Origin of the sequence: Streptomyces sp. TLI_053 (assembly GCF_900105395.1) — a bacterium.
Lineage (GTDB): Bacteria > Actinomycetota > Actinomycetes > Streptomycetales > Streptomycetaceae > Kitasatospora.
Genome location: NZ_LT629775.1, coordinates 6,721,705 through 6,739,338, shown reverse-complemented (window position 1 = coordinate 6,739,338; position 17,634 = coordinate 6,721,705). Strand labels below are relative to the sequence as shown.

Annotated in this window: 20 protein-coding genes; 6 read left to right on the top strand and 14 right to left on the bottom strand. The window is 75.2% G+C overall.

Annotated elements, in window-relative coordinates:
• Window positions 1–7: 7 nt before the first annotated feature.
• A complete protein-coding gene (locus BLU95_RS27990) occupies window positions 8–1,528 on the bottom strand; it encodes an anthranilate synthase component I (RefSeq protein WP_093862403.1) in 1,521 nt (506 codons plus the stop codon).
• 39 nt (window positions 1,529–1,567) lie between these two features.
• Window positions 1,568–1,939 carry a phosphoribosyl-AMP cyclohydrolase gene (gene hisI, locus BLU95_RS27985; protein ID WP_045938149.1) on the bottom strand — a complete coding sequence of 124 codons (372 nt, stop codon included), beginning with the start codon at window positions 1,937–1,939 and terminating at the stop codon, window positions 1,568–1,570.
• A 179-nt stretch (window positions 1,940–2,118) separates the two neighbouring features.
• Here hisI and BLU95_RS43400 point away from each other — a divergent pair, with 179 nt between their 5' ends.
• From BLU95_RS43400 to BLU95_RS27970, 3 genes are all read left to right on the top strand, one after another.
• The gene (locus tag BLU95_RS43400; RefSeq protein WP_159425011.1) at window positions 2,119–2,781 is read left to right on the top strand and encodes a hypothetical protein; all 663 of its coding nucleotides are present in this window, start codon (window positions 2,119–2,121) and stop codon (window positions 2,779–2,781) included.
• A gap of 30 nt (window positions 2,782–2,811) precedes the next feature.
• Window positions 2,812–3,459 carry a TIGR03085 family metal-binding protein gene (locus BLU95_RS27975; protein ID WP_093862401.1) on the top strand — a complete coding sequence of 216 codons (648 nt, stop codon included), beginning with the start codon at window positions 2,812–2,814 and terminating at the stop codon, window positions 3,457–3,459.
• Between the two features lie 150 nt (window positions 3,460–3,609).
• Complete coding sequence (locus tag BLU95_RS27970; RefSeq protein WP_093862400.1) at window positions 3,610–4,395, top strand: VOC family protein; 786 nt, start codon at window positions 3,610–3,612, stop codon at window positions 4,393–4,395.
• Window positions 4,396–4,495: 100 nt separating this feature from the next.
• Here BLU95_RS27970 and hisF read toward each other — a convergent pair whose 3' ends face one another.
• Genes hisF through hisD form a run of 8 tightly spaced genes read right to left on the bottom strand, consistent with a single transcriptional unit; the run spans window position 4,496 to window position 10,306 of the window.
• Entirely contained in the window at window positions 4,496–5,266 is a 771-nt protein-coding gene (gene hisF / locus BLU95_RS27965; RefSeq protein ID WP_093862399.1) for an imidazole glycerol phosphate synthase subunit HisF, read from the bottom strand.
• Window positions 5,263–5,703 carry a Rid family hydrolase gene (locus BLU95_RS27960; RefSeq protein WP_093862398.1) on the bottom strand — a complete coding sequence of 147 codons (441 nt, stop codon included), beginning with the start codon at window positions 5,701–5,703 and terminating at the stop codon, window positions 5,263–5,265. The genes hisF and BLU95_RS27960 overlap by 4 nt, the downstream gene beginning before the upstream one ends.
• A complete protein-coding gene (gene priA / locus BLU95_RS27955; protein ID WP_045938181.1) occupies window positions 5,700–6,425 on the bottom strand; it encodes a bifunctional 1-(5-phosphoribosyl)-5-((5-phosphoribosylamino)methylideneamino)imidazole-4-carboxamide isomerase/phosphoribosylanthranilate isomerase PriA in 726 nt (241 codons plus the stop codon). Before priA ends, BLU95_RS27960 begins: the two co-directional genes overlap by 4 nt.
• 20 nt (window positions 6,426–6,445) lie before the next feature.
• Window positions 6,446–7,081: an imidazole glycerol phosphate synthase subunit HisH gene (gene hisH / locus BLU95_RS27950; RefSeq protein ID WP_093862397.1), complete on the bottom strand. Its 636-nt coding sequence runs from the start codon at window positions 7,079–7,081 to the stop codon at window positions 6,446–6,448.
• Between the two features lie 44 nt (window positions 7,082–7,125).
• The gene (locus BLU95_RS42920; RefSeq protein ID WP_037778773.1) at window positions 7,126–7,263 is read right to left on the bottom strand and encodes a CG2302 family histidine operon protein; all 138 of its coding nucleotides are present in this window, start codon (window positions 7,261–7,263) and stop codon (window positions 7,126–7,128) included.
• Between the two features lie 11 nt (window positions 7,264–7,274).
• On the bottom strand, window positions 7,275–7,868 hold the full coding sequence (gene hisB, locus BLU95_RS27945; protein ID WP_093862396.1) for an imidazoleglycerol-phosphate dehydratase HisB: 594 nt from the start codon (window positions 7,866–7,868) through the stop codon (window positions 7,275–7,277).
• A gap of 6 nt (window positions 7,869–7,874) precedes the next feature.
• Entirely contained in the window at window positions 7,875–8,975 is a 1,101-nt protein-coding gene (locus tag BLU95_RS27940) for a histidinol-phosphate transaminase (RefSeq protein ID WP_093865181.1), read from the bottom strand.
• The gene (hisD, locus tag BLU95_RS27935) at window positions 8,972–10,306 is read right to left on the bottom strand and encodes a histidinol dehydrogenase (RefSeq protein WP_093862395.1); all 1,335 of its coding nucleotides are present in this window, start codon (window positions 10,304–10,306) and stop codon (window positions 8,972–8,974) included. The genes BLU95_RS27940 and hisD overlap by 4 nt, the downstream gene beginning before the upstream one ends.
• Before the next feature lie 91 nt (window positions 10,307–10,397).
• Between hisD and BLU95_RS27930 the strand changes: the two genes are divergently transcribed.
• The 3 genes from BLU95_RS27930 (at window position 10,398) to ybaK (ending at window position 13,353) form a co-directional block, all read left to right on the top strand.
• Window positions 10,398–11,978: an oxidoreductase gene (locus BLU95_RS27930; RefSeq protein ID WP_093862394.1), complete on the top strand. Its 1,581-nt coding sequence runs from the start codon at window positions 10,398–10,400 to the stop codon at window positions 11,976–11,978.
• Between the two features lie 51 nt (window positions 11,979–12,029).
• The gene (locus BLU95_RS27925) at window positions 12,030–12,767 is read left to right on the top strand and encodes an LON peptidase substrate-binding domain-containing protein (RefSeq protein WP_173862294.1); all 738 of its coding nucleotides are present in this window, start codon (window positions 12,030–12,032) and stop codon (window positions 12,765–12,767) included.
• 91 nt (window positions 12,768–12,858) lie between these two features.
• Window positions 12,859–13,353, top strand: coding sequence for a Cys-tRNA(Pro) deacylase (gene ybaK, locus BLU95_RS27920; protein WP_093862392.1), 495 nt, complete (start codon window positions 12,859–12,861; stop codon window positions 13,351–13,353).
• A gap of 18 nt (window positions 13,354–13,371) precedes the next feature.
• Here the strand turns inward: ybaK and BLU95_RS27915 are convergent, their stop codons facing one another.
• The 4 genes from BLU95_RS27915 to BLU95_RS27900 form a co-directional block, all read right to left on the bottom strand.
• Entirely contained in the window at window positions 13,372–14,223 is an 852-nt protein-coding gene (locus tag BLU95_RS27915) for an ABC transporter permease (RefSeq protein WP_197698626.1), read from the bottom strand.
• A 118-nt stretch (window positions 14,224–14,341) separates the two neighbouring features.
• Window positions 14,342–15,154, bottom strand: a complete 813-nt coding sequence (locus tag BLU95_RS27910) for an ABC transporter permease (protein WP_093862391.1) — start codon at window positions 15,152–15,154, stop codon at window positions 14,342–14,344.
• On the bottom strand, window positions 15,151–16,149 hold the full coding sequence (locus BLU95_RS27905; protein ID WP_093862390.1) for an ABC transporter ATP-binding protein: 999 nt from the start codon (window positions 16,147–16,149) through the stop codon (window positions 15,151–15,153). Before BLU95_RS27905 ends, BLU95_RS27910 begins: the two co-directional genes overlap by 4 nt.
• A gap of 81 nt (window positions 16,150–16,230) precedes the next feature.
• Window positions 16,231–17,502: an NYN domain-containing protein gene (locus BLU95_RS27900; protein WP_093862389.1), complete on the bottom strand. Its 1,272-nt coding sequence runs from the start codon at window positions 17,500–17,502 to the stop codon at window positions 16,231–16,233.
• Window positions 17,503–17,634: the final 132 nt, after the last annotated feature.

Here is a 17,634-nt window from a genome sequence, read left to right as displayed (position 1 = left end):
GCCGCTCTCACGATAGTGGTGCGCGCAGCGTATTCGCGGTGGCGACCGCCCGCAGGACGGCGGCGGCCTTGTTGCGGCATTCGGTGTCCTCGCCGTGCGGGTCGGAGTCGGCCACCACCCCGGCGCCGGCCTGGACGTAGGCCGTGCCGTCGCGCAGCACCGCGGTGCGGATCGCGATCGCGGTGTCCGAGTCCCCCGCGAAGTCCAGGTAACCGACGCAGCCGCCGTACAGGCCGCGGCGGGTGGGCTCCAGTTCCTCGATGATCCGCATCGCCCGCGGCTTGGGCGCGCCGGAGAGCGTGCCGGCCGGGAAGCACGCGGTGAGGACGTCGAAGGCGGTGCGCCCCTCGGCGACCTTCCCGGTCACCGTGGAGACGATGTGCATGACGTGGCTGTAGCGCTCGATCTGCATGAAGTCGACCACCTCGACGCTGCCCGGCTCGCAGACCCGTCCGAGGTCGTTGCGGCCGAGGTCCACCAGCATCAGGTGCTCGGCCCGCTCCTTGGGGTCGGCGAGGAGTTCGGCGGCCAGCCCGGCGTCCTCGTGCGGGGTGGCGCCGCGGTGCCGGGTGCCGGCGATCGGGTGCAGCATCGCCTCGCCGTCGGTGACCTTGACCAGCGCCTCCGGGCTGGAGCCGACCACGTCGAAGCCGCCCTCCGCGCTCCCGTCCGGGCCGGGGAAGCGGAACAGGTACATGTAGGGGCTGGGGTTGGTGGTGCGCAGCACCCGGTAGACGTCCAGCGCGGAGGCCGGGCAGGGCGCCTCGAACCGCTGCGAGGGCACCACCTGGAACGCCTCGCCGGCCCGGATCCGCTCCTTGATCTCCTCCACCGCGGCCCGGTAGGGCGCCCCGCCGAACGGCGAGCGGACCTCGCCGGGGCCGGTCGGGGTGAAGGTGGCCAGGCCCGGGTCGACCGGCTTCAGCAGGTCGGCCTCCATCCGGTCGAGCCGGGCGACGGCGTCCGCGTAGGCCTCGTCCACCCCGCTCTCGAGGTCGTTGTGGTTGACGGCGTTGGCGATCAGCAGCACGGTGCCGTCGACGTGGTCGAGCACGGCGAGGTCGGTGGCGAGCAGCAGGGTGAGCTCGGGCAGCCGCAGGTCGTCCGGGTTGAGGTCGGGCAGCTTCTCCAGGCGCCGCACCACGTCGTAGCCGAGGTAGCCGACCAGGCCGCCGGTGAGCGGCGGCAGGCCGTCGTCGGGGTGGCGCGGGGTGTGCAGGGTCCGCAGTGCGGCGCGCAGCACCTCGAGCGGGTCGCCGGTGGTGGGGATGCCGACCGGCGGGGCGCCGAGCCAGCGGGCGTCGCCGTCCGGGCCGACGGTCAGGGTGGCGGCGCTGCGGACCCCGACGAAGGAGTAGCGCGACCAGCTGCGGCCCTGTTCGGCGGACTCCAGCAGGAAGGTGCCGGGGCGCTCGGCGGCGAGGCCGCGGTAGAGGCCGATCGGGGTGAGGCCGTCCGCGAGGAGCCTGCGGGTGACCGGGATGACCCGGGTGTCGACGGCGAGCTTGCGGAAGGCTTCGAGGTCCATGCGGGGCGGCACCTTACGGGGAGGAGCGGGGCGGGCGGTTCAGCCGAGCGGGAGCACGTCGGCGTCGAAGCAGGTGCGGTCGCCGGTGTGGCAGGCCGCGCCGGTCTGGTCGACCTTGACCAGCAGGGTGTCGCCGTCGCAGTCCAGTGCGACGGACTTGACCAGCTGGACGTGGCCGGAGGTGTCGCCCTTCACCCAGTACTCGTGGCGGCTGCGGCTCCAGTAGGTGCAGCGGCCGGTGGTGAGGGTGCGGTGCAGCGCCTCGTCGTCCATCCAGCCCAGCATCAGCACCTCGCCGGTGTCGTACTGCTGCGCGACGGCGGGGAGCAGTCCGTCCGCGGTCCGCTTGAGCCGGGCGGCGATCTCGGGGGCCAGGGCGGTGGAGCCGGGAGCGGCGGGTGTGGTGGACATGGGGCCATTGTGACAGCCCGGTCCGGCCGCGAGGGCCGCCGTCCGGATCGCGGCCGCGCCCATGGGCGCAGGTGGGGGCGGGGGCGCGGGGTGCGGCGCGCGGCCGGGAGGACCATCCGATCGAACGAGTTGTGCCAACCGCCTGCCGGGTGCCCCCGCTCTGCGCCATTCTCGTGGTCATGACCTCCGAGCAGCACTCCGCCGGGCCCGCCGAGCCGTCCGGCCGCGACCGGTCCGACGCCGAGCGGCCCGACGCCGAGCGGTCCGACGAGCTGCCGGGCGGCGACGCCCGGGCCTCCCGGGGCCTGCGGGTCGGTGTCGCCGCGGTGCTGGTGCTGCTGCTCGCGGTGGTCGCCACGGTCCTGCTCTGGCCGGGGGACGACCCGGCCCCCGCGCCGCCCCCGCCCTCCCCCACCGCGACGCCGACACCCACCCCGACACCCACGCCCACCCCCACGCCGACGCCGACGCCGACGCCGACCAAGGCGGTCCCGTACGCCTTCTTCGCCGTCGGCACCTGCCTGGACCACCCGCAGCTGAGCCGGACCGTCACCAAGCCGGAGGCCCGCCCCTGCGAGGGCAGGCACGACGGGGAGGCGATCGCCGACCAGCTGCTGCCGGACGGGCTGACCGGCGACTACCAGGTCGCCAACGCGATGCGGGACGGCTGCAAGGAGGCCCAGGCCGCCGCCGCGGCCCGGCAGGACGGCGGCGGGCCGTACTACAGCTACCCGGTGGGCCCGAGCTACGCCTTCTACCAGCAGGGCTGGCGCGACTACACCTGCATCCTGACGGCGGGAAACCGGCCGGACACCGGCAAGCTCACCGGACACCTGCGCTGACTCCCCGTCGGCACTCGTAGGGTGGTCCGCATGTCTAACCACGCTCTCGCCGAGCGCCACCGTCTGGCCGAACTGCTGGCCGCCGCCGGGCCGGACGCGCCCACCCTCTGCGACGGGTGGTCCACCCGGGACCTCGCCGCCCACCTGGTCCTCCGCGAGCGGCGGCCGGACGCCGCCGCCGGTATCCGGATCGGCCCGCTGGCCGGCTGGACCCAGCGGGTGCAGGAGTCCTACGCCGAGCGGCCCTACGAGGAGCTGGTCCGGATGTTCCGCGCCGGTCCGCCCCCGTTCTCGCTGTTCTCGCTGCCCGGCGCGGACGAGGCGGGCAACACCGTCGAGTACTACGTGCACGCCGAGGACGTCGCCCGGGCCGGTGACGGCCCGGCGCCGACGGCGGTGCCGGCCGGCCGGGCCGAGGCGCTCTGGCGCCGGCTGTCGCTGCCCGCCCGGATGGAGGCGGGCCGTCGCTCCCCGGTGCGGCTGGAGCTGTGCCACCCCGACGGCCGGACCCTGGCCGTCGGCCCGGCCGGACCGGCGACGGTGCGGATCACCGGCGAGCCGGGCGAGCTGGTGCTGCTGGCCTTCGGCCGGGGCGCCCGCGCCCGGGTCGAGGTGGACGGCCCGCACGACGCCGTCGAGGCCCTGCGGCACGCCCTCCCGCTCCCCGAGCGCGACTAGGGGTTACGGCCCGTCGGTCCCCGCCCCGGCTGCGGATGTCGGTGGCGGGGTGCAGACTCGCAGGGGGCCGGGAGGGGCGCCGCCGGGCCGCGGTGGCGGCTGTCCGGCCCCTGCCCGTCGTTACCGTCTCCGTCGAAGGGACGCGACACCATGCTCACCACCGACTTCCCGGCCGGCTCCCCCTGCTGGGTCGACCTCGGCAGCCCCGACCCGGCCGCCGCCGCCGCGTTCTACGGGGCGGTGTTCGGCTGGACCTTCCGGTCGGCCGGCCCGGAGGCCGGCGACTACGGCTTCCTCCAGCTGGACGGCCGGACGGTCGCCGCCGTCGGCCCGCTCACCGAGGAGGGCGCGCGCTCCGCCTGGACGACGTACTTCCGCACCCCGGACGCGGAGGCCGCCGCCGCGGCCGTCGAGCGGGCCGGCGGCACCGTCCGGGTCCCGGCCTTCGACGTGATGGACGCCGGGCGGATGGCCCAGCTGACCGACCCCCAGGGCGCGCAGTTCGCGGTCTGGCAGCCGGGCGCCGTCACCGGCCTCGACGCCGTGTCCGAGGACGGCGCGCTGATCTGGATCGAGCTGCACACCGGCTCCGTCGACGCCGGCTTCGGCTTCTACCGCACGGTGTTCGGCTGGCGCGAGGAGGACTTCCCGGCGCCCGGCATGACGTACAAGGTGATCTCCCCGGCCGAGGGGGACCTGCGGGCCACCACCTTCGGCGGCATCGCCCCGGTGATGGCCGACTCCGGGCCGCCGGCCTGGACGCCGTACTTCGGCTCCTCCGACGTGGACGCGGTGGTCGCCCGGGCCACCGCCGCCGGGGCGAGCGTGCTGATGGGCCCGGAGAGCGTGCCGGACGTCGGCCGGCTCGCCTGGCTGGCCGACCCGTTCGGTGCCCCGTTCGCCCTGATCAAGGGCGAACCGCCGAAGGACGCCTGACCGGCGACCCACCGGCGCGGTCCGGCCCCGGCGCGCGACCGCCCCGGCGCGCGACCGGGCGGTCGCACGCCGGGGCGGGGGCCGGCGCCGGGCCGAACGGTCAGCGGACCGGGTGCCCGGCCTCCCGCAGCGCGCCCTTGACCTCGCCGATCCGCAGGTCCCCGAAGTGGAAGACGCTGGCGGCGAGCACCGCGTCCGCGCCGGCCTCCACCGCGGGGGCGAAGTCGGCGAGCTTCCCGGCCCCGCCGGAGGCGATCACCGGGACGGAGACGGCCGCGCGGACGGCCCGGATCAGCTCCAGGTCGTAGCCGTCCTTGGTGCCGTCGGCGTCCATCGAGTTGAGCAGGATCTCGCCGGCGCCCAGCTCGGCGGCCCGCCCGGCCCACTCGACGGCGTCCAGACCGGTGCCCTTGCGGCCGCCGTGGGTGGTGACCTCGAAGCCGGACGCGGTCTCGGCGCCCTCGGCGCAGCGGCGGGCGTCCACCGACAGCACCAGCACCTGGCGGCCGAACCGCCGGGCGATCTCGCGGACCAGCTCGGGGCGGGCGATGGCCGCGGTGTTGACGCCGACCTTGTCGGCGCCGGCCCGCAGCAGCTTGTCCACGTCCTCGACGGCGCGGACGCCGCCGCCGACGGTGAGCGGGATGAACACCTGCTCGGCGGTGCGGCGGACCACGTCGTAGGTGGTCTCGCGGTCGCCGGAGGACGCGGTGATGTCGAGGAAGGTCAGCTCGTCGGCGCCCTCGGCGTCGTAGAGCCTGGCCATCTCGACCGGGTCCCCGGCGTCCCGCAGGTTCTGGAAGTTGACGCCCTTGACCACGCGGCCGGCGTCGACGTCCAGACAGGGGATGACACGTACTGCGAGGGTCACGGCTGCTTGCCTTCCAGAGCTTCCAGGGTGGCGGCGAGTCCGGCGCGGTGGGCGTCGAGTTCGACCTCGACGAGCAGCCGCGAGTCGACCAGGCTCTGCACCACCACGAGGGTGGTGACCGGGCGCACGGCCCCGAAGAGCTCCTGGTGGGCGCGGCCCGCCGCGTCGATGTCACGGGAGTGGGTGAGGTACACCCGGGTGCGGACCACGTCGTCCGCCGTCAGACCGTACGCGGCCAGGGCCTCCAGCGCGTTGCCGACCGCGGCCCGCAGCTGCTCGTAGGGGTCGCCCTCGCCCTGCAGCACGCCGTCCACCAGCGGCCTGGCGCCGGCCACGTGGACGTGGTCCCCGGCGGCGATCGCCTGGGCCGCGCCGAGGCGTTCCTCCCAGGGGGAGAACCCGCCGACCCGGCCGCCCACGATCCGACGCTCCGTCATCCCGAAACCGCCTCCAACGCCTCTCCGAGGGTGAACTTCTGCTCGTAGAGTGCCTTGCCGACGATCGCGCCCTCGACTCCCTCGCCGACCAGGCCGGCGATCGCGACCAGGTCGTCCAGCGAGGAGACGCCGCCGGAGGCGACCACCGGGCGGTCGGTGGCGGCGCACACGTCGCGCAGCAGCTGGAGGTTGGGGCCGGTCAGGGTGCCGTCCCGGTTGACGTCCGTGACCACGTAGCGGGCGCAGCCCTCGGCGTCCAGGCGGGCCAGCACCTCGAAGAGCTGGCCGCCCTCGCTGGTCCAGCCCCGGCCGCGCAGGGTGGTGCCGACCACGTCCAGGCCGACGGCGATCCGGTCGCCGTGCTCGGCGATCACCTTGGCCACCCAGTCCGGGCTCTCCAGGGCGGCGGTGCCGAGGTTGACCCGGGTGCAGCCGGTGGCGAGGGCGGCGGCCAGCGAGGCGTCGTCGCGGATGCCGCCGGACAGCTCGACCTTGATGTCGAGGGTCTCGGTGATGCCGCGGACCAGCTCGCGGTTGGAGCCGGTGCCGAAGGCGGCGTCGAGGTCGACCAGGTGCAGCCACTCGGCGCCGGCGCTCTGCCAGGCGAGGGCGGCGGCGAGCGGCTCGCCGAAGGAGGTCTCGGTGCCGGAGGCGCCCTTGACCAGGCGGACGGCCTGCCCGTCCCGGACGTCGACGGCGGGCAGCAGTTCGAGGCGGCTCATGAGGTACACGTCTTCCGTGGTCAGAGGGTGTTGACCCAGTTGGTCAGCAGGGCGGCGCCGGCGTCGCCGGACTTCTCGGGGTGGAACTGGGTGGCCCAGAGCGGGCCGTTCTCGATCGCCGCCACGAACGGCTGCCCGTGCGTGGCCCAGGTGACCAGCGGCGGGTTGATCCGCGCGCTGTGCGTCTCGAGTTCCCAGTGGCGCACCCCGTAGGAGTGGACGAAGTAGAAGCGGGCGTCCGCGTCCAGGCCGGCGAACATCCGGTTGCCCTCGGGGGCGTCCACGGTGTTCCAGCCCATGTGCGGGACGACCGGGGCCTCCAGCGGCTCCACGGTGCCCGGCCACTCGTCGCAGCCGGCGGTCTCCACCCCGTGCTCGACGCCCTTCTCGAAGAGGATCTGCATGCCCACGCAGATGCCCATGACCGGTCGGCCGCCGGCCAGCCGGCGCCCGACGATCCAGTCCCCGCGGACCGACTTCAGTCCGCGCATGCAGGCCTCGAAGGCGCCGACGCCGGGGACGAGCAGGCCGTCGGCGTCCATCGCCTTCCGGTAGTCGGAGGTGACGGTGACGGTGGCGCCGGTCCGCTCCAGGGCGCGCTGCGCCGAGCGGAGGTTGCCGGAGCCGTAGTCGAGCACCACGACGTTCTTGCCCATGTTCAGGTGTCCAGTCTTTCGTTCGCCGGTCTTCGTTCGCGCGGTTACAGGCGCATCAGGCCGGCGCCCAGGCACATGGCCGAGCCCAGCGCGAGGACGAGGATGACGCCCTTCGCCTGCTTCTGCTTCCAGAACGAGATCACGCCGCCGGCCAGGAAGAGCCCGACGAAGATGAGGATCATCGCGGTGTTGCTCACAGCGCACCCTTGGTCGACGGGAGGATGCCGGCCGCGCGCGGGTCGCGCTCGGCGGCGTAGCGCAGGGCCCGGGCCAGCGCCTTGAACTGGCACTCCACGATGTGGTGCGCGTTGCGCCCGTAGGGCACGTGGACGTGCAGGGCGATCCGGGCCTGGGCCACGAAGGACTCCAGGATGTGCCGGGTCATGGTGGTGTCGTAGGCGCCGATCATCGGCGCCATGTTCTCCGGCTCGGTGTGCACCAGGTAGGGGCGGCCGGAGAGGTCGACGGTCACCTGGGCGAGCGACTCGTCCAGCGGGACGGTGCAGTTGCCGAAGCGGTAGATGCCGACCTTGTCGCCGAGCGCCTGCCGGAAGGCCGCGCCCAGTGCGAGGGCGGTGTCCTCGATGGTGTGGTGGCTGTCGATGTGCAGGTCGCCGTCGGTCTTCACGGTCAGGTCGAAGAGGCCGTGGCGCCCGAGCTGGTCGAGCATGTGGTCGTAGAAGCCGACGCCCGTGGAGATGTCGGTCTTGCCGGTGCCGTCGAGGTCTATTTCGACCAGGACGGACGTCTCCTTGGTGGTGCGTTCGACGCGTCCGATGCGGGTCATACGGGGTTACAGCTCCTTGATCACTGAGGCGACGGCGGCCAGGAAGGCGTCGTTCTCGGCGGGGGTGCCGGCGGTGACGCGCAGCCACCCGGGGACGCCGTTGTCACGGACCAGGACGCCGTGGTCGAGGATGGCCTGCCAGACGGCGTGGGTGTCGGCGAAGCGGCCGAACTGGACGAAGTTGGCGTCCGAGTCGGTCACCTCGAGGCCGAGGCCGCGCAGGGCCCCGACCAGCCGGTCGCGCTCGTCCTTGAGCCGGCCGACGTAGCCGAGCAGGGTGTCGGTGTGCTCCAGGCAGGCCAGCGCGGTCGCCTGGGTGACGGCCGACAGGTGGTACGGCAGGCGCACCAGCTGGACCGCGTCCACCACCGCCGGGTCGGCGGCCAGGTAGCCCAGCCGCAGCCCGGCCGCGCCGAACGCCTTGGACATGGTGCGGGTGACCACCAGGTTGGGGCGGCCCGCGATCAGCGACAGCAGCGATTCGCGGTGCGAGAACTCGACGTACGCCTCGTCGACCACGACCAGGCCGGGCCGGGCGGCCTGCGCGGCCTCGTACAGCCGCAGCACGGTGTCGGCGGCGACGGCGGTCCCGGTCGGGTTGTTGGGCGAGCAGACGAACAGCACGTGCGGCCGGTGCTCGGCGATCGCCGCGGCGGCGGTGTCCGGGTCGACGGTGAAGTCGTCGTTGCGCGGGCCGGAGATCCAGTCGGTGCCGGTGCCCCGGGAGATCAGCGCGTGCATCGAGTACGAGGGCTCGAAGCCGAGCGCGGTGCGGCCGGGGCCGCCGAAGGTCTGGAGCAGCTGCTGCAGCACCTCGTTGGAGCCGTTGGCGGCCCAGACGTTCTCCCGGGCGACGGCGAAGCCGGTGGTCCGGGTCAGGTACCCGGCCAGGCCCTCGCGCAGCTCGACCGCGTCCCGGTCGGGGTAGCGGTTGAGGTGGCGGGCGGCCTCGGCGACCCGCTCGGCGATCCGGGCGACCAGCTCCTCGGGGAGCGGGTACGGGTTCTCGTTGGTGTTCAGCTGGACCGGGACGTCGAGCTGCGGGGCGCCGTAGGGCGACTGGCCGCGCAGCTCGTCCCGGACGGGGAGGTCGTCGATCGTGGTCACGTGCCGGGAACCGTCCACTCGTTCTGCCAATTCTTCTCGTCTCCGACGAACCGCGCCTTGATCGCGTCGCCGTGACCGGGCAGGTCCTCGGCGTCCGCCAGGGTGACCACGTGCGCGGCGATGCCGGCCAGCGCCTCGCGGTCGTACTCGACGACCTGCACGCCGCGCAGGAAGGTCTGCACGGACAGGCCCGCGGAGTGGCAGGCGCAGCCGCCGGTGGGCAGCACGTGGTTGGAACCGGCCGCGTAGTCGCCGAGCGAGACCGGGGTGTACCGGCCGATGAAGATCGCGCCCGCGTTGCGGACCTTCGCGGCGACCGCGTGCGGGTCCCGGGTCTGGATCTCCAGGTGCTCGGCCGCGTAGGCGTTGACGACGGCCAGGCCCTGCTCCACGTCGTCGACCAGGATGATGCCGGACTGCCGGCCGCCGAGGGCCTCGGCCACCCGCTCGCCGTGCTTGGTCCGGGCGACCTGGACCTTCAGCTCGGCCTCGACCGCGTCGGCGAGCGCCACCGAGGCGGTGACCAGCACCGAGCCCGAGGTCGGGCCGTGCTCGGCCTGGCTGATCAGGTCGGCGGCGACCTCCGCCGGGTCGGCGCTGTCGTCGGCGAGCACGGCGATCTCGGTCGGTCCGGCCTCGGAGTCGATGCCGATCCGGCCCGCGAAGTAGCGCTTGGCGGCGGCCACGTAGATGTTGCCGGGGCCGGTGACCATGTTCACCGGCTCGCACTCCTCGGTGCCGAGCGCGAACATCGCGACCGCCTGGGCACCGCCGACCGAGTACACCTCGGTGACGCCGAGCAGCGCGCACGCGGCCAGGATGGTCGGGTGCACCCGGCCGCCGAAGGCCTTCTGCGGCGGCGAGGTCACCGCGATCCCGGCGACGCCCGCCTCCTGGGCCGGCACCACGTTCATCACTACGGAGGACGGGTAGACGGCCAGACCGCCCGGCACGTACAGCCCGACCCGGTCCACCGGCACCCAGCGCTGGGTCACCGTGCCGCCGGGCACCACCTGGGTGGTGTGCCCCTCGCGGCGCTGGTCGGCGTGGACCAGCCGGGCCCGGCGGATCGACTCCTCCAGTGCGGCGCGCACCTTCGGCTCCAGCTCCGCGAGGGCCTCGGCGAGCTGCTCGGCCGGGACCCGGGTGGACTCCAGCCGCACGCCGTCGAAGCGTTCGGTGATCTCGATCAGCGCCGCGACCCCGCGATGATGCACGTCCTCGGCGATCGGGCGCACCTTCTCCAGGGCGGCCGCGACGTCGAAGTCGGCACGGGGCAGCAGGTCGCGCGGGTCGTCGAGCGAGCCGCGCAGATCGATTCGAGAGATCACGCCCCCAGTGTAAGGAGTGGCCGGAACCCGCGATCCCGCATTTCAGTCCGTGATACGAAGGGCGAGACAACCGGGGGACACGGGGGGCGGCATGGCGGAGCGGGCACCGGACGGCTGGACGGCGGCCGAGCAGGCACTGTGGCAGGCGTTCCGGCACGGCCGGACCCTCGACCTGCGCAGCGGCGACGCGGCGGCGGACGACCCGTTCGGCGAGGACGTCTGGGACGCCCGCCGCACGGTCCGGGCCGAGGTGCTGTCCCGGCTGCTGCTGGACGGTCCCGGCCCCGTGCCCGGCCGGGTCGCCTCGCTGAAACTGACCGGCGCCCTGGTCACGGGGCCGCTGCGGCTGGCCGGCGGCACGATCGGGCACTACGTCGAGCTCCACGACTGCCGGTTCGACCAGAAGATCCTGATGTCCGAGGCCGAGGCCGGCACGCTGCGCTTCATCAACTGCCTCCTCCCCCGGCTGGAGGCCTCCCGGCTGGCCACCTCCGGCGACCTGCACCTGGCCCGCTGCCGAATACGCCAGGGGGTCCGGCTCACCGATGCCCGGATCGGCACCGACCTGCTGCTCAACCAGGCCGTGCTGGGCGGCGACCGGTTCGGCCGGGCGCTGTCCGCCGACGGCATCGCGGTGAACCAGGACTGCGAGGCCGACCGGCTCGCCACCGACGGCGAGGTCAGCCTGCGCACCGCCCGGATCGGCGGCCGGCTCTCGCTGCGCGGCGCCCAGCTGCGCGCCGTCCCGGGCAACCGCAACGCCCTCAACGCCGTCCGGCTCACCGTCGGCCACACGCTGTACCTGAGCGGCTCGGCCGACGGCGGCTGGTACGGCTCGCAGACCTACTACGGCTCCGGGTACGGCGAGGTGCCGCCGCCGGGCTCGCCGAGCACACCGTTCCGCGCCTTCGGCCAGGTCCGGCTGTCCGACGGCCGGTTCGAGAACGCCTGCCTGCTCTCCGACGCCGAGTTCCACCTCGACGGGGACGACGAGGTCACCCTGCGCCGGATCCAGACCCCGGAGCTGCGCTTCACCTGCCGCTTCCCGGCCGGCGGCACGGTCTCGCTGTCCCGGGCCCGGATCGGCAACCTGGTCGACGCCCCCGGCGCCTGGCCGCAGGGCGGCACGGTCCGGCTCACCGGCTTCACCTACGAGTGCCTGCGCCCGGCCGTGCCGTTCCCCACCCAGGAGCGGATCGCCTGGCTGGAGGGCGCCGCGGTGGAGTTCCAGCCCGAGTCCTACGAGCAGCTCGCCGCCGCGCTGCGCCGCGACGGCGCCGACGACGACGCCCGCGAGGTGCTGCACGCCAAGCAGCGGCGCCGCCGGCAGACCCTGCCGCTGCCGGCCCGGATCTGGGGCCGGGTCCAGGACGCCACGGTCGGCTACGGCTACCGGCCCGGCCGGGCCGCGCTCTGGCTGCTGCTCGCGTGGGCGCTCGGCAGCCTGTACTTCGCCACCCACCCGCTCCAGCCGCTGAAGGCCGACGAGCGGCCGCACTGGAACCCGGTGCTGTACGCGCTCGGCCAGCTGCTGCCGGTCGTCGACCTGGGCCAGGGCGGCTGGAACCCCGGCGGAGCCTCCCAGTGGGTCTCGGCGGGCCTGGTCGTCGTCGGCTGGGTGCTCGCCACCACCGTCGCCGCCGGCGCCAGCCGGATGCTCCAGCGCGGCTGACGCCCGCCGGGCCGGTAACCCCGGAGCGCTCGCGGCGTCCGGGGAACTACGCTGTCCGCCGTGACAGAACGGCTGCCGCTCTTCCCGCTGAACAACGTGCTCTACCCGGGCCTGGTCATGCCCCTGAACGTCTTCGAGGAGCGCTACCGCCGTCTCGTCGCCGATCTGCTCGACGGGCCCGAGGACCGCCCGCGCCGCTTCGGCGTGCTCGCCATCAAGGACGGCCGCGAGGTCGCCCCGGTCCGCCCCGACGACGGACCGGCCGGTCCGCTGGACGGCCTCGGCACCGCCACCGGCGACCCTCTGGAGGCACTGCACCACATCGGCTGCGTCGCGGACGTCACCTCCGTCCAGCCGCAGGCCGACGGCCGCTACGAACTGCTGGTCACCGGCACCACCCGGTTCCGGCTGCGCTCGGTCGACGTCGGCGGCCCGTACCTGGTCGGCGAGGCCGAACCGATCGAGGAGCGCACCGGCGAGGGCTCCGGGGCCCTGGCCGCCGAGGTCGAGCGCGCCTTCCGCACCTACCAGCGGCGGCTCGCCGGGGCCCGGGAGGCCAGCACCGTCGGCCGCCAGGAGCTGCCCGACGACCCGCAGGTGCTGTCCTACCTGGTCGCGGCCGCCGCCGTGCTGGAGGTCCCGCTCAAGCAGCGGCTGCTCGCCAGCCCGGACAACGCCCATCGGCTGCGGGCCGAACTCGAGCTGCTGCGCCGCGAGAGCGCGGTGCTCGGCTGGCTCCCCTCGCTGCCCGCCGTCAATCTGACCCGTCAGTCCTTCAGCCCCAACTGAACCGGCCCGGACCCACCGGCCCGGACCTGGCCCGGCCCCACCGGCCCGGACCCAGCACCCGAACCCGCCCCGACCGACCACCGGAGGCCCCGTGGCCACGAAACCGAAGAAGGGCGGCCGGGGCACCCCCGCGACCGTCGCCCTGGAGACCGCCGGGGTGCCGTTCACGGTGCACGCCTACGAGCACGACCCGGCGGCCGCCTCGTACGGCGAGGAGGCCGCCGAGGCGCTCGGGGTGACCGCCGAGCGGGTCCTCAAGACCCTGGTCGCCGACGTGGACGGCGTGCTCACCGTGGGCGTGGTCCCGGTCTCCGGGCAGCTGGACCTCAAGGCGCTGGCCGCGGCGGTCGGCGGCAAGCGCGCCACGATGGCCGACCCGGCCGCCGCCGAGCGCAGCAGCGGCTACGTCCGGGGCGGCATCTCCCCGCTCGGCCAGCGCCGGGCGCTGCGCACCGTCGTCGACGCGAGCGCGCTCGCCCACCCCACCGTCTACGTCTCCGCGGGGCGCCGGGGCCTGGAGGTCGAACTCTCCCCCGCGGACCTGGTCACCCTGACCGGGGCCCGCACCGCCCCCATCGCCCGCTGAGACGGGTCGCGCGGGCGGTCAGCCCTCCCGCCGGTCCCGCGGCGCGTCCTCCCACCGGTCCGCCCGGTCCGCCCGGTCCGCCCGGTCCGCTCCGCGGTCCTCCGGCGGGGCGGCCGGGTGCGCGGCCGGGTGCGCCGCGGGAAGGCCCGCGCCCTGGACCGGCGGCCCCGGGACCCAGTACGGCGGCGGGTCCTCCTCGCGCTTGCCGAACGCGGCCGACAGCGCCAGCAGCAGCACCATGGCGGCCATCGGCCACGCCAGCACCGCGCCGTACGCCCCGAGGTCGATGTCCGCCGAGAAGTGTCCGCCGTTGCCGACCCGCCGCGCCTGGGCGACCAGGTCCCGGCCCGGCCCGAGCCAGCGGCCGAGCCCCCACGCGCCGACCGAGGCCAGCAGTCCGCCGACCGCGAGCCCGGCCGCCACCGATATCCCGCCGCCCCGCTTCCGGGTGAACAGGAACGCGCCCAGCGCGGTCAGGAGGCCCGCCCCCAGGCCGAGCAGCACGAAGACGCTGTCGGCCCCGGCCCGCTGCTCGCCCTCCGGGTCGGCGTAGAGGATCTTGTTGCCGTCCACCACCAGCGGCACCTTGGGCGCCAGCCAGACCCACAGCGCGCCCATCGCGACCCCGAGCACCAGACAGGCCAGCACGGTGGCCGCGCCGATCCTCAGCTCGGGCAGCAACCGCTGCGCGAGCGGCTCGGCCGACCGCTCCTTCCCGGCCGTCGGGTCCACCCCGGGCGGCAGCCCGTACAGCTCGGACGCGGGCCCGGGCGCGGCGTACGGATCACGGTCGGCGGCGTACGGGGCGGGCACGGCATCGGTGACACCGTCGGCGCGCGCGGGATCCGGAGGTGTGTTCGGTACGGTCACGCCTCCATCGTTTCACGCTCACGACCGCCGCGGCCCGGCCACCCACCCAACCGGCCGGGGCCCGGGCGTGATCCACAGGCCAGGCCCGGCACAGACCGGGGACAGTCGCGGGAGAGCCCTAGCGCCGGGTCGCCCGCCGGTACGCCCAGGTGGCCACGGCCAGCGAGACCACGCCCACCCCGGCGCACACCCCGAGGTCCGCGACCACCGCCGCCCAGTCGGGGCCCGGCCGGAACGTCCGGGCGAAGGCCTCCACCCCGTAGGTGGAGGGCAGCAGGTCGCGCAGCCACAGCACCGGCTGCGGCAGGTGGTCGACCGGCAGGACACCGAGCAGCAGCGCCGCCGACATGCCGAGCTGCCCCAGCATGGTGGCGATCTCCTGCCGGGGCGCGAGCAGCCCGCAGGCCGCGCCGAGCCCGGCCAGCGCCGCGCCGGCCAGCGGCACCACGGCGAGCAGCACCCACAGCTGCCCCAGCGGCAGCCCGAACATGACCGCGCCCGCGGCCGCCGTGACCAGCGCCCCCGGCAGGGTGAACGAGGCGAACGCGGCGGCCGCGCCGAGCACCACCGAGGCGGCCGGCACCGGCAGCGTCGCGTAGTGGTCCAGGCCGCCGCTGGCCCGCAGCCGCCCGAAGTACTGGGCGAGCAGGTTGAGCGCCACGAAGGCGACCACCAGCACGCTGGAGCCGGCCACCACGTACCGGGCGGCCGAGGTCTGCCCGGAGTCGACGACACCGCGCATCATCACCAGGATGCCGAGCGACTGGAAGGTGGCCACGAACAGCAACGGGATCCGCGCCACCCTGGCCCGGGCGAGCTGCGCCCGGTAGACGGCCGCGAGGGCGGGCAGCAGCCGGGCGGCGGGGGCGAGCGGGGCGGGTCCGCCGGCCGTGGCCGGGGTGGTCCGCGGCGGTGCCGAGAGCAGCGTCACTTGGCCAGTCCTCCGTGGCGGCCGCCCAGCTTGAGGTACGCGTCCTCGAGGCTCGGGGTGGCCAGGGTGAAGTCGTCCAGGGCGGCGAACGCCGGGCCGGTGGTGACGGCCGAGACCAGTTCGCGGGCCTGCTCGGGAGTGGTGCGGACGGTCCAGCGGCGGCCGGTGCGCTCGGCCCGCTCGGCCAGCGCCGCCACGGCGGGCACGCCCAGCGGCGCCTCGTCCCGCCAGACCAGGTCGAGCCGGACGTCGCCGTCGACGAGCGCCTTGAGCCCGCCGGGGGTGTCGCAGGCGATCACCCGGCCCTCGTCGATCACGGCGACCCGGTCCAGTACGGTCTCCGCCTCGATCACGTTGTGGGTGACCAGCAGCACGGTGGTGGAGCGTTCGGCCCGGCGGCGCTCGACCGCCGACCAGACGGCCCGCCGGGCGACCGGGTCCATGCCGGTGGTCGGCTCGTCGAGGACGAGCAGCGGCCGGTCGCCGACCAGGGTGGCGGCGAAGCAGGCGAGCCTGCGCTGGCCGCCGGAGAGCTTGGCGAGCGGCCGGTGGGCGAGCGGTTCCAGGCCCAGTTCGGTGATCACCGCGTCCGTCGCCGCGCGGGCCTCGGTCCGGCCGAGGCCGCGCAGCCGCCCGGTGGTCTCGGCCGCGAGGGCGACGGTCAGCTCGTCGAGCGCGGTGGACTCCTGGCCGAGGTAGCCGAGCAGCCGGGCGGCCCGTTCGGGGTGCCGGACCACGTCGTGGCCGAGGATCTCGATGCTGCCGGAGTCGGGCCGCAGCAGGCCGGTGAGCTGGCGGACCAGGGTGGACTTGCCCGCGCCGTTGGGTCCGAGCAGGCCGAAGATCTCGCCCTGCCGGACGGTCAGGGTGATGCCGTCGTTGGCCCGGACCGTCTCACCGCCGCCGCCCCGCCCGGCGCGGTACGTCCTCACCAGGTCGCGTACGGCGCAGCACGGCGCGGTGTCCTGGGGTGCCCGCCCGGCCGACTCGCTCACGACCGAAGACTCTACGCGGTGCGACCGGCGAACCGGACAACGGGGCCCGTTCCGCCCCGCTCCCCGCCGCCCCGCCTGCGGTCAGTCGTCGACCACGACCAGGTTCCCGCCGGGGACACGGGCGGCGAGCTCCTTCCAGAACCCGGCCCGGATCGCGTACCGGTCGTGCTCGTCGATCTGGTCGTCCTTGTGCGCGAGCAGCCCGAACCGGGCGGCGTAGCGCAGCAGCTCGCCGTCGACCCGGTGCGGGATCCGGGGGTAGTCGGGCCACAGCACGGTGAGCCGTTCGACGTCGCCGGCCCGGCTGGTCCAGCGGCGGGCGAAGACCTGGCCGACCTCGTGGGCGTCGCCGCCGATGGAGGTGATGTCCTCCTCGCGGTCGGCCCAGCGCTGCTCGGCCGTGGTGAGCTGGGCGAGGGTGGGCAGGCCGTCCCCGGCGGTGACGGCGGGTTCCTGGGCGGGCCGCTCGATCCAGCCCCGGTCGGAGGACCAGCGCAGCACCGGGCCGGTCTGGTGGCGGTCGGCGGTGGTGGCCTGCCGGTCGGCGCTGCGCCCGGCGAGGTCCTTGGGGGTGGGGACGACCTTGAGCCCGACGGCGGTGGCCGGCTGGGCGCGTCCGTCGGGGGCAGGACCGGCGGCGGCCGCGGTGGCGACGGCCGCCGCGGGTGCCCCGGCGGCGGGACGGCCGGGCACCGGCCCGGCGGGCAGCGGGCCGGGCAGTCCGGCCGGCGGCGCGGCGGGCGGGGCGGCGAGGATCTTGGCGATGTCGTGCCGGGCGCCGGGGGCGGGGAAGACGCTGGAGGTGTCGCGCAGGCTGAACGATCCTTCGATCCACTCGCGGTCCAGCACCCGGCGTTCGTCGGCCTCGCCGACCAGGTCCTCGGACTGGTTGAAGTCGCCGTCGGCGGCCTGGAGCGCCCAGAGGTGGACGACGACGCCGTGCTCCTTGGCGGACATCATGCCGGGCAGCAGGTCCCCGTCGCCGGTGATCAGCACGACGTCGGCGCAGGCCCGGTTGCGGGCGAGTTCGGAGAGTTCGGCGTGCATCGCGGCGTCGACGCCCTTCTGCACCCAGCGGCCCTCGGCCCGGGTGAGCGCGCCGAGCCGGACGGTGACCCGGGGCAGGACCCGCAGCCGCCGGTGCTCGGGCATCGGGCGGCGCTCGGGCGCGGCGTCGAACCAGTAGATCCGCAGCAGCGGGAGGCCGGTCTCGGCCTCGGCGCGTTCGCGCAGCGCGGCGATCAGCGCGATGTGGTCGACGGTGACCTTGGAGCGGGACGGGTCACCGGCGAGCAGGCTGGCGGCGGCGCCCAGCAGGTATCCGGCATCCACGAGGACGACACAGCGGTCCATCGCGCACCTCTTTCCGCTCGCCCTCGGGGTGGGGGCTCCGCCGGGCCGACGGTGCCGGGGTGGGCGCGCTCCGCCCGGCGGCCGGGCGGGGTGGGGTGAGGGGGTGCCCGCAGCCGCCCGATCGTTGGGTCA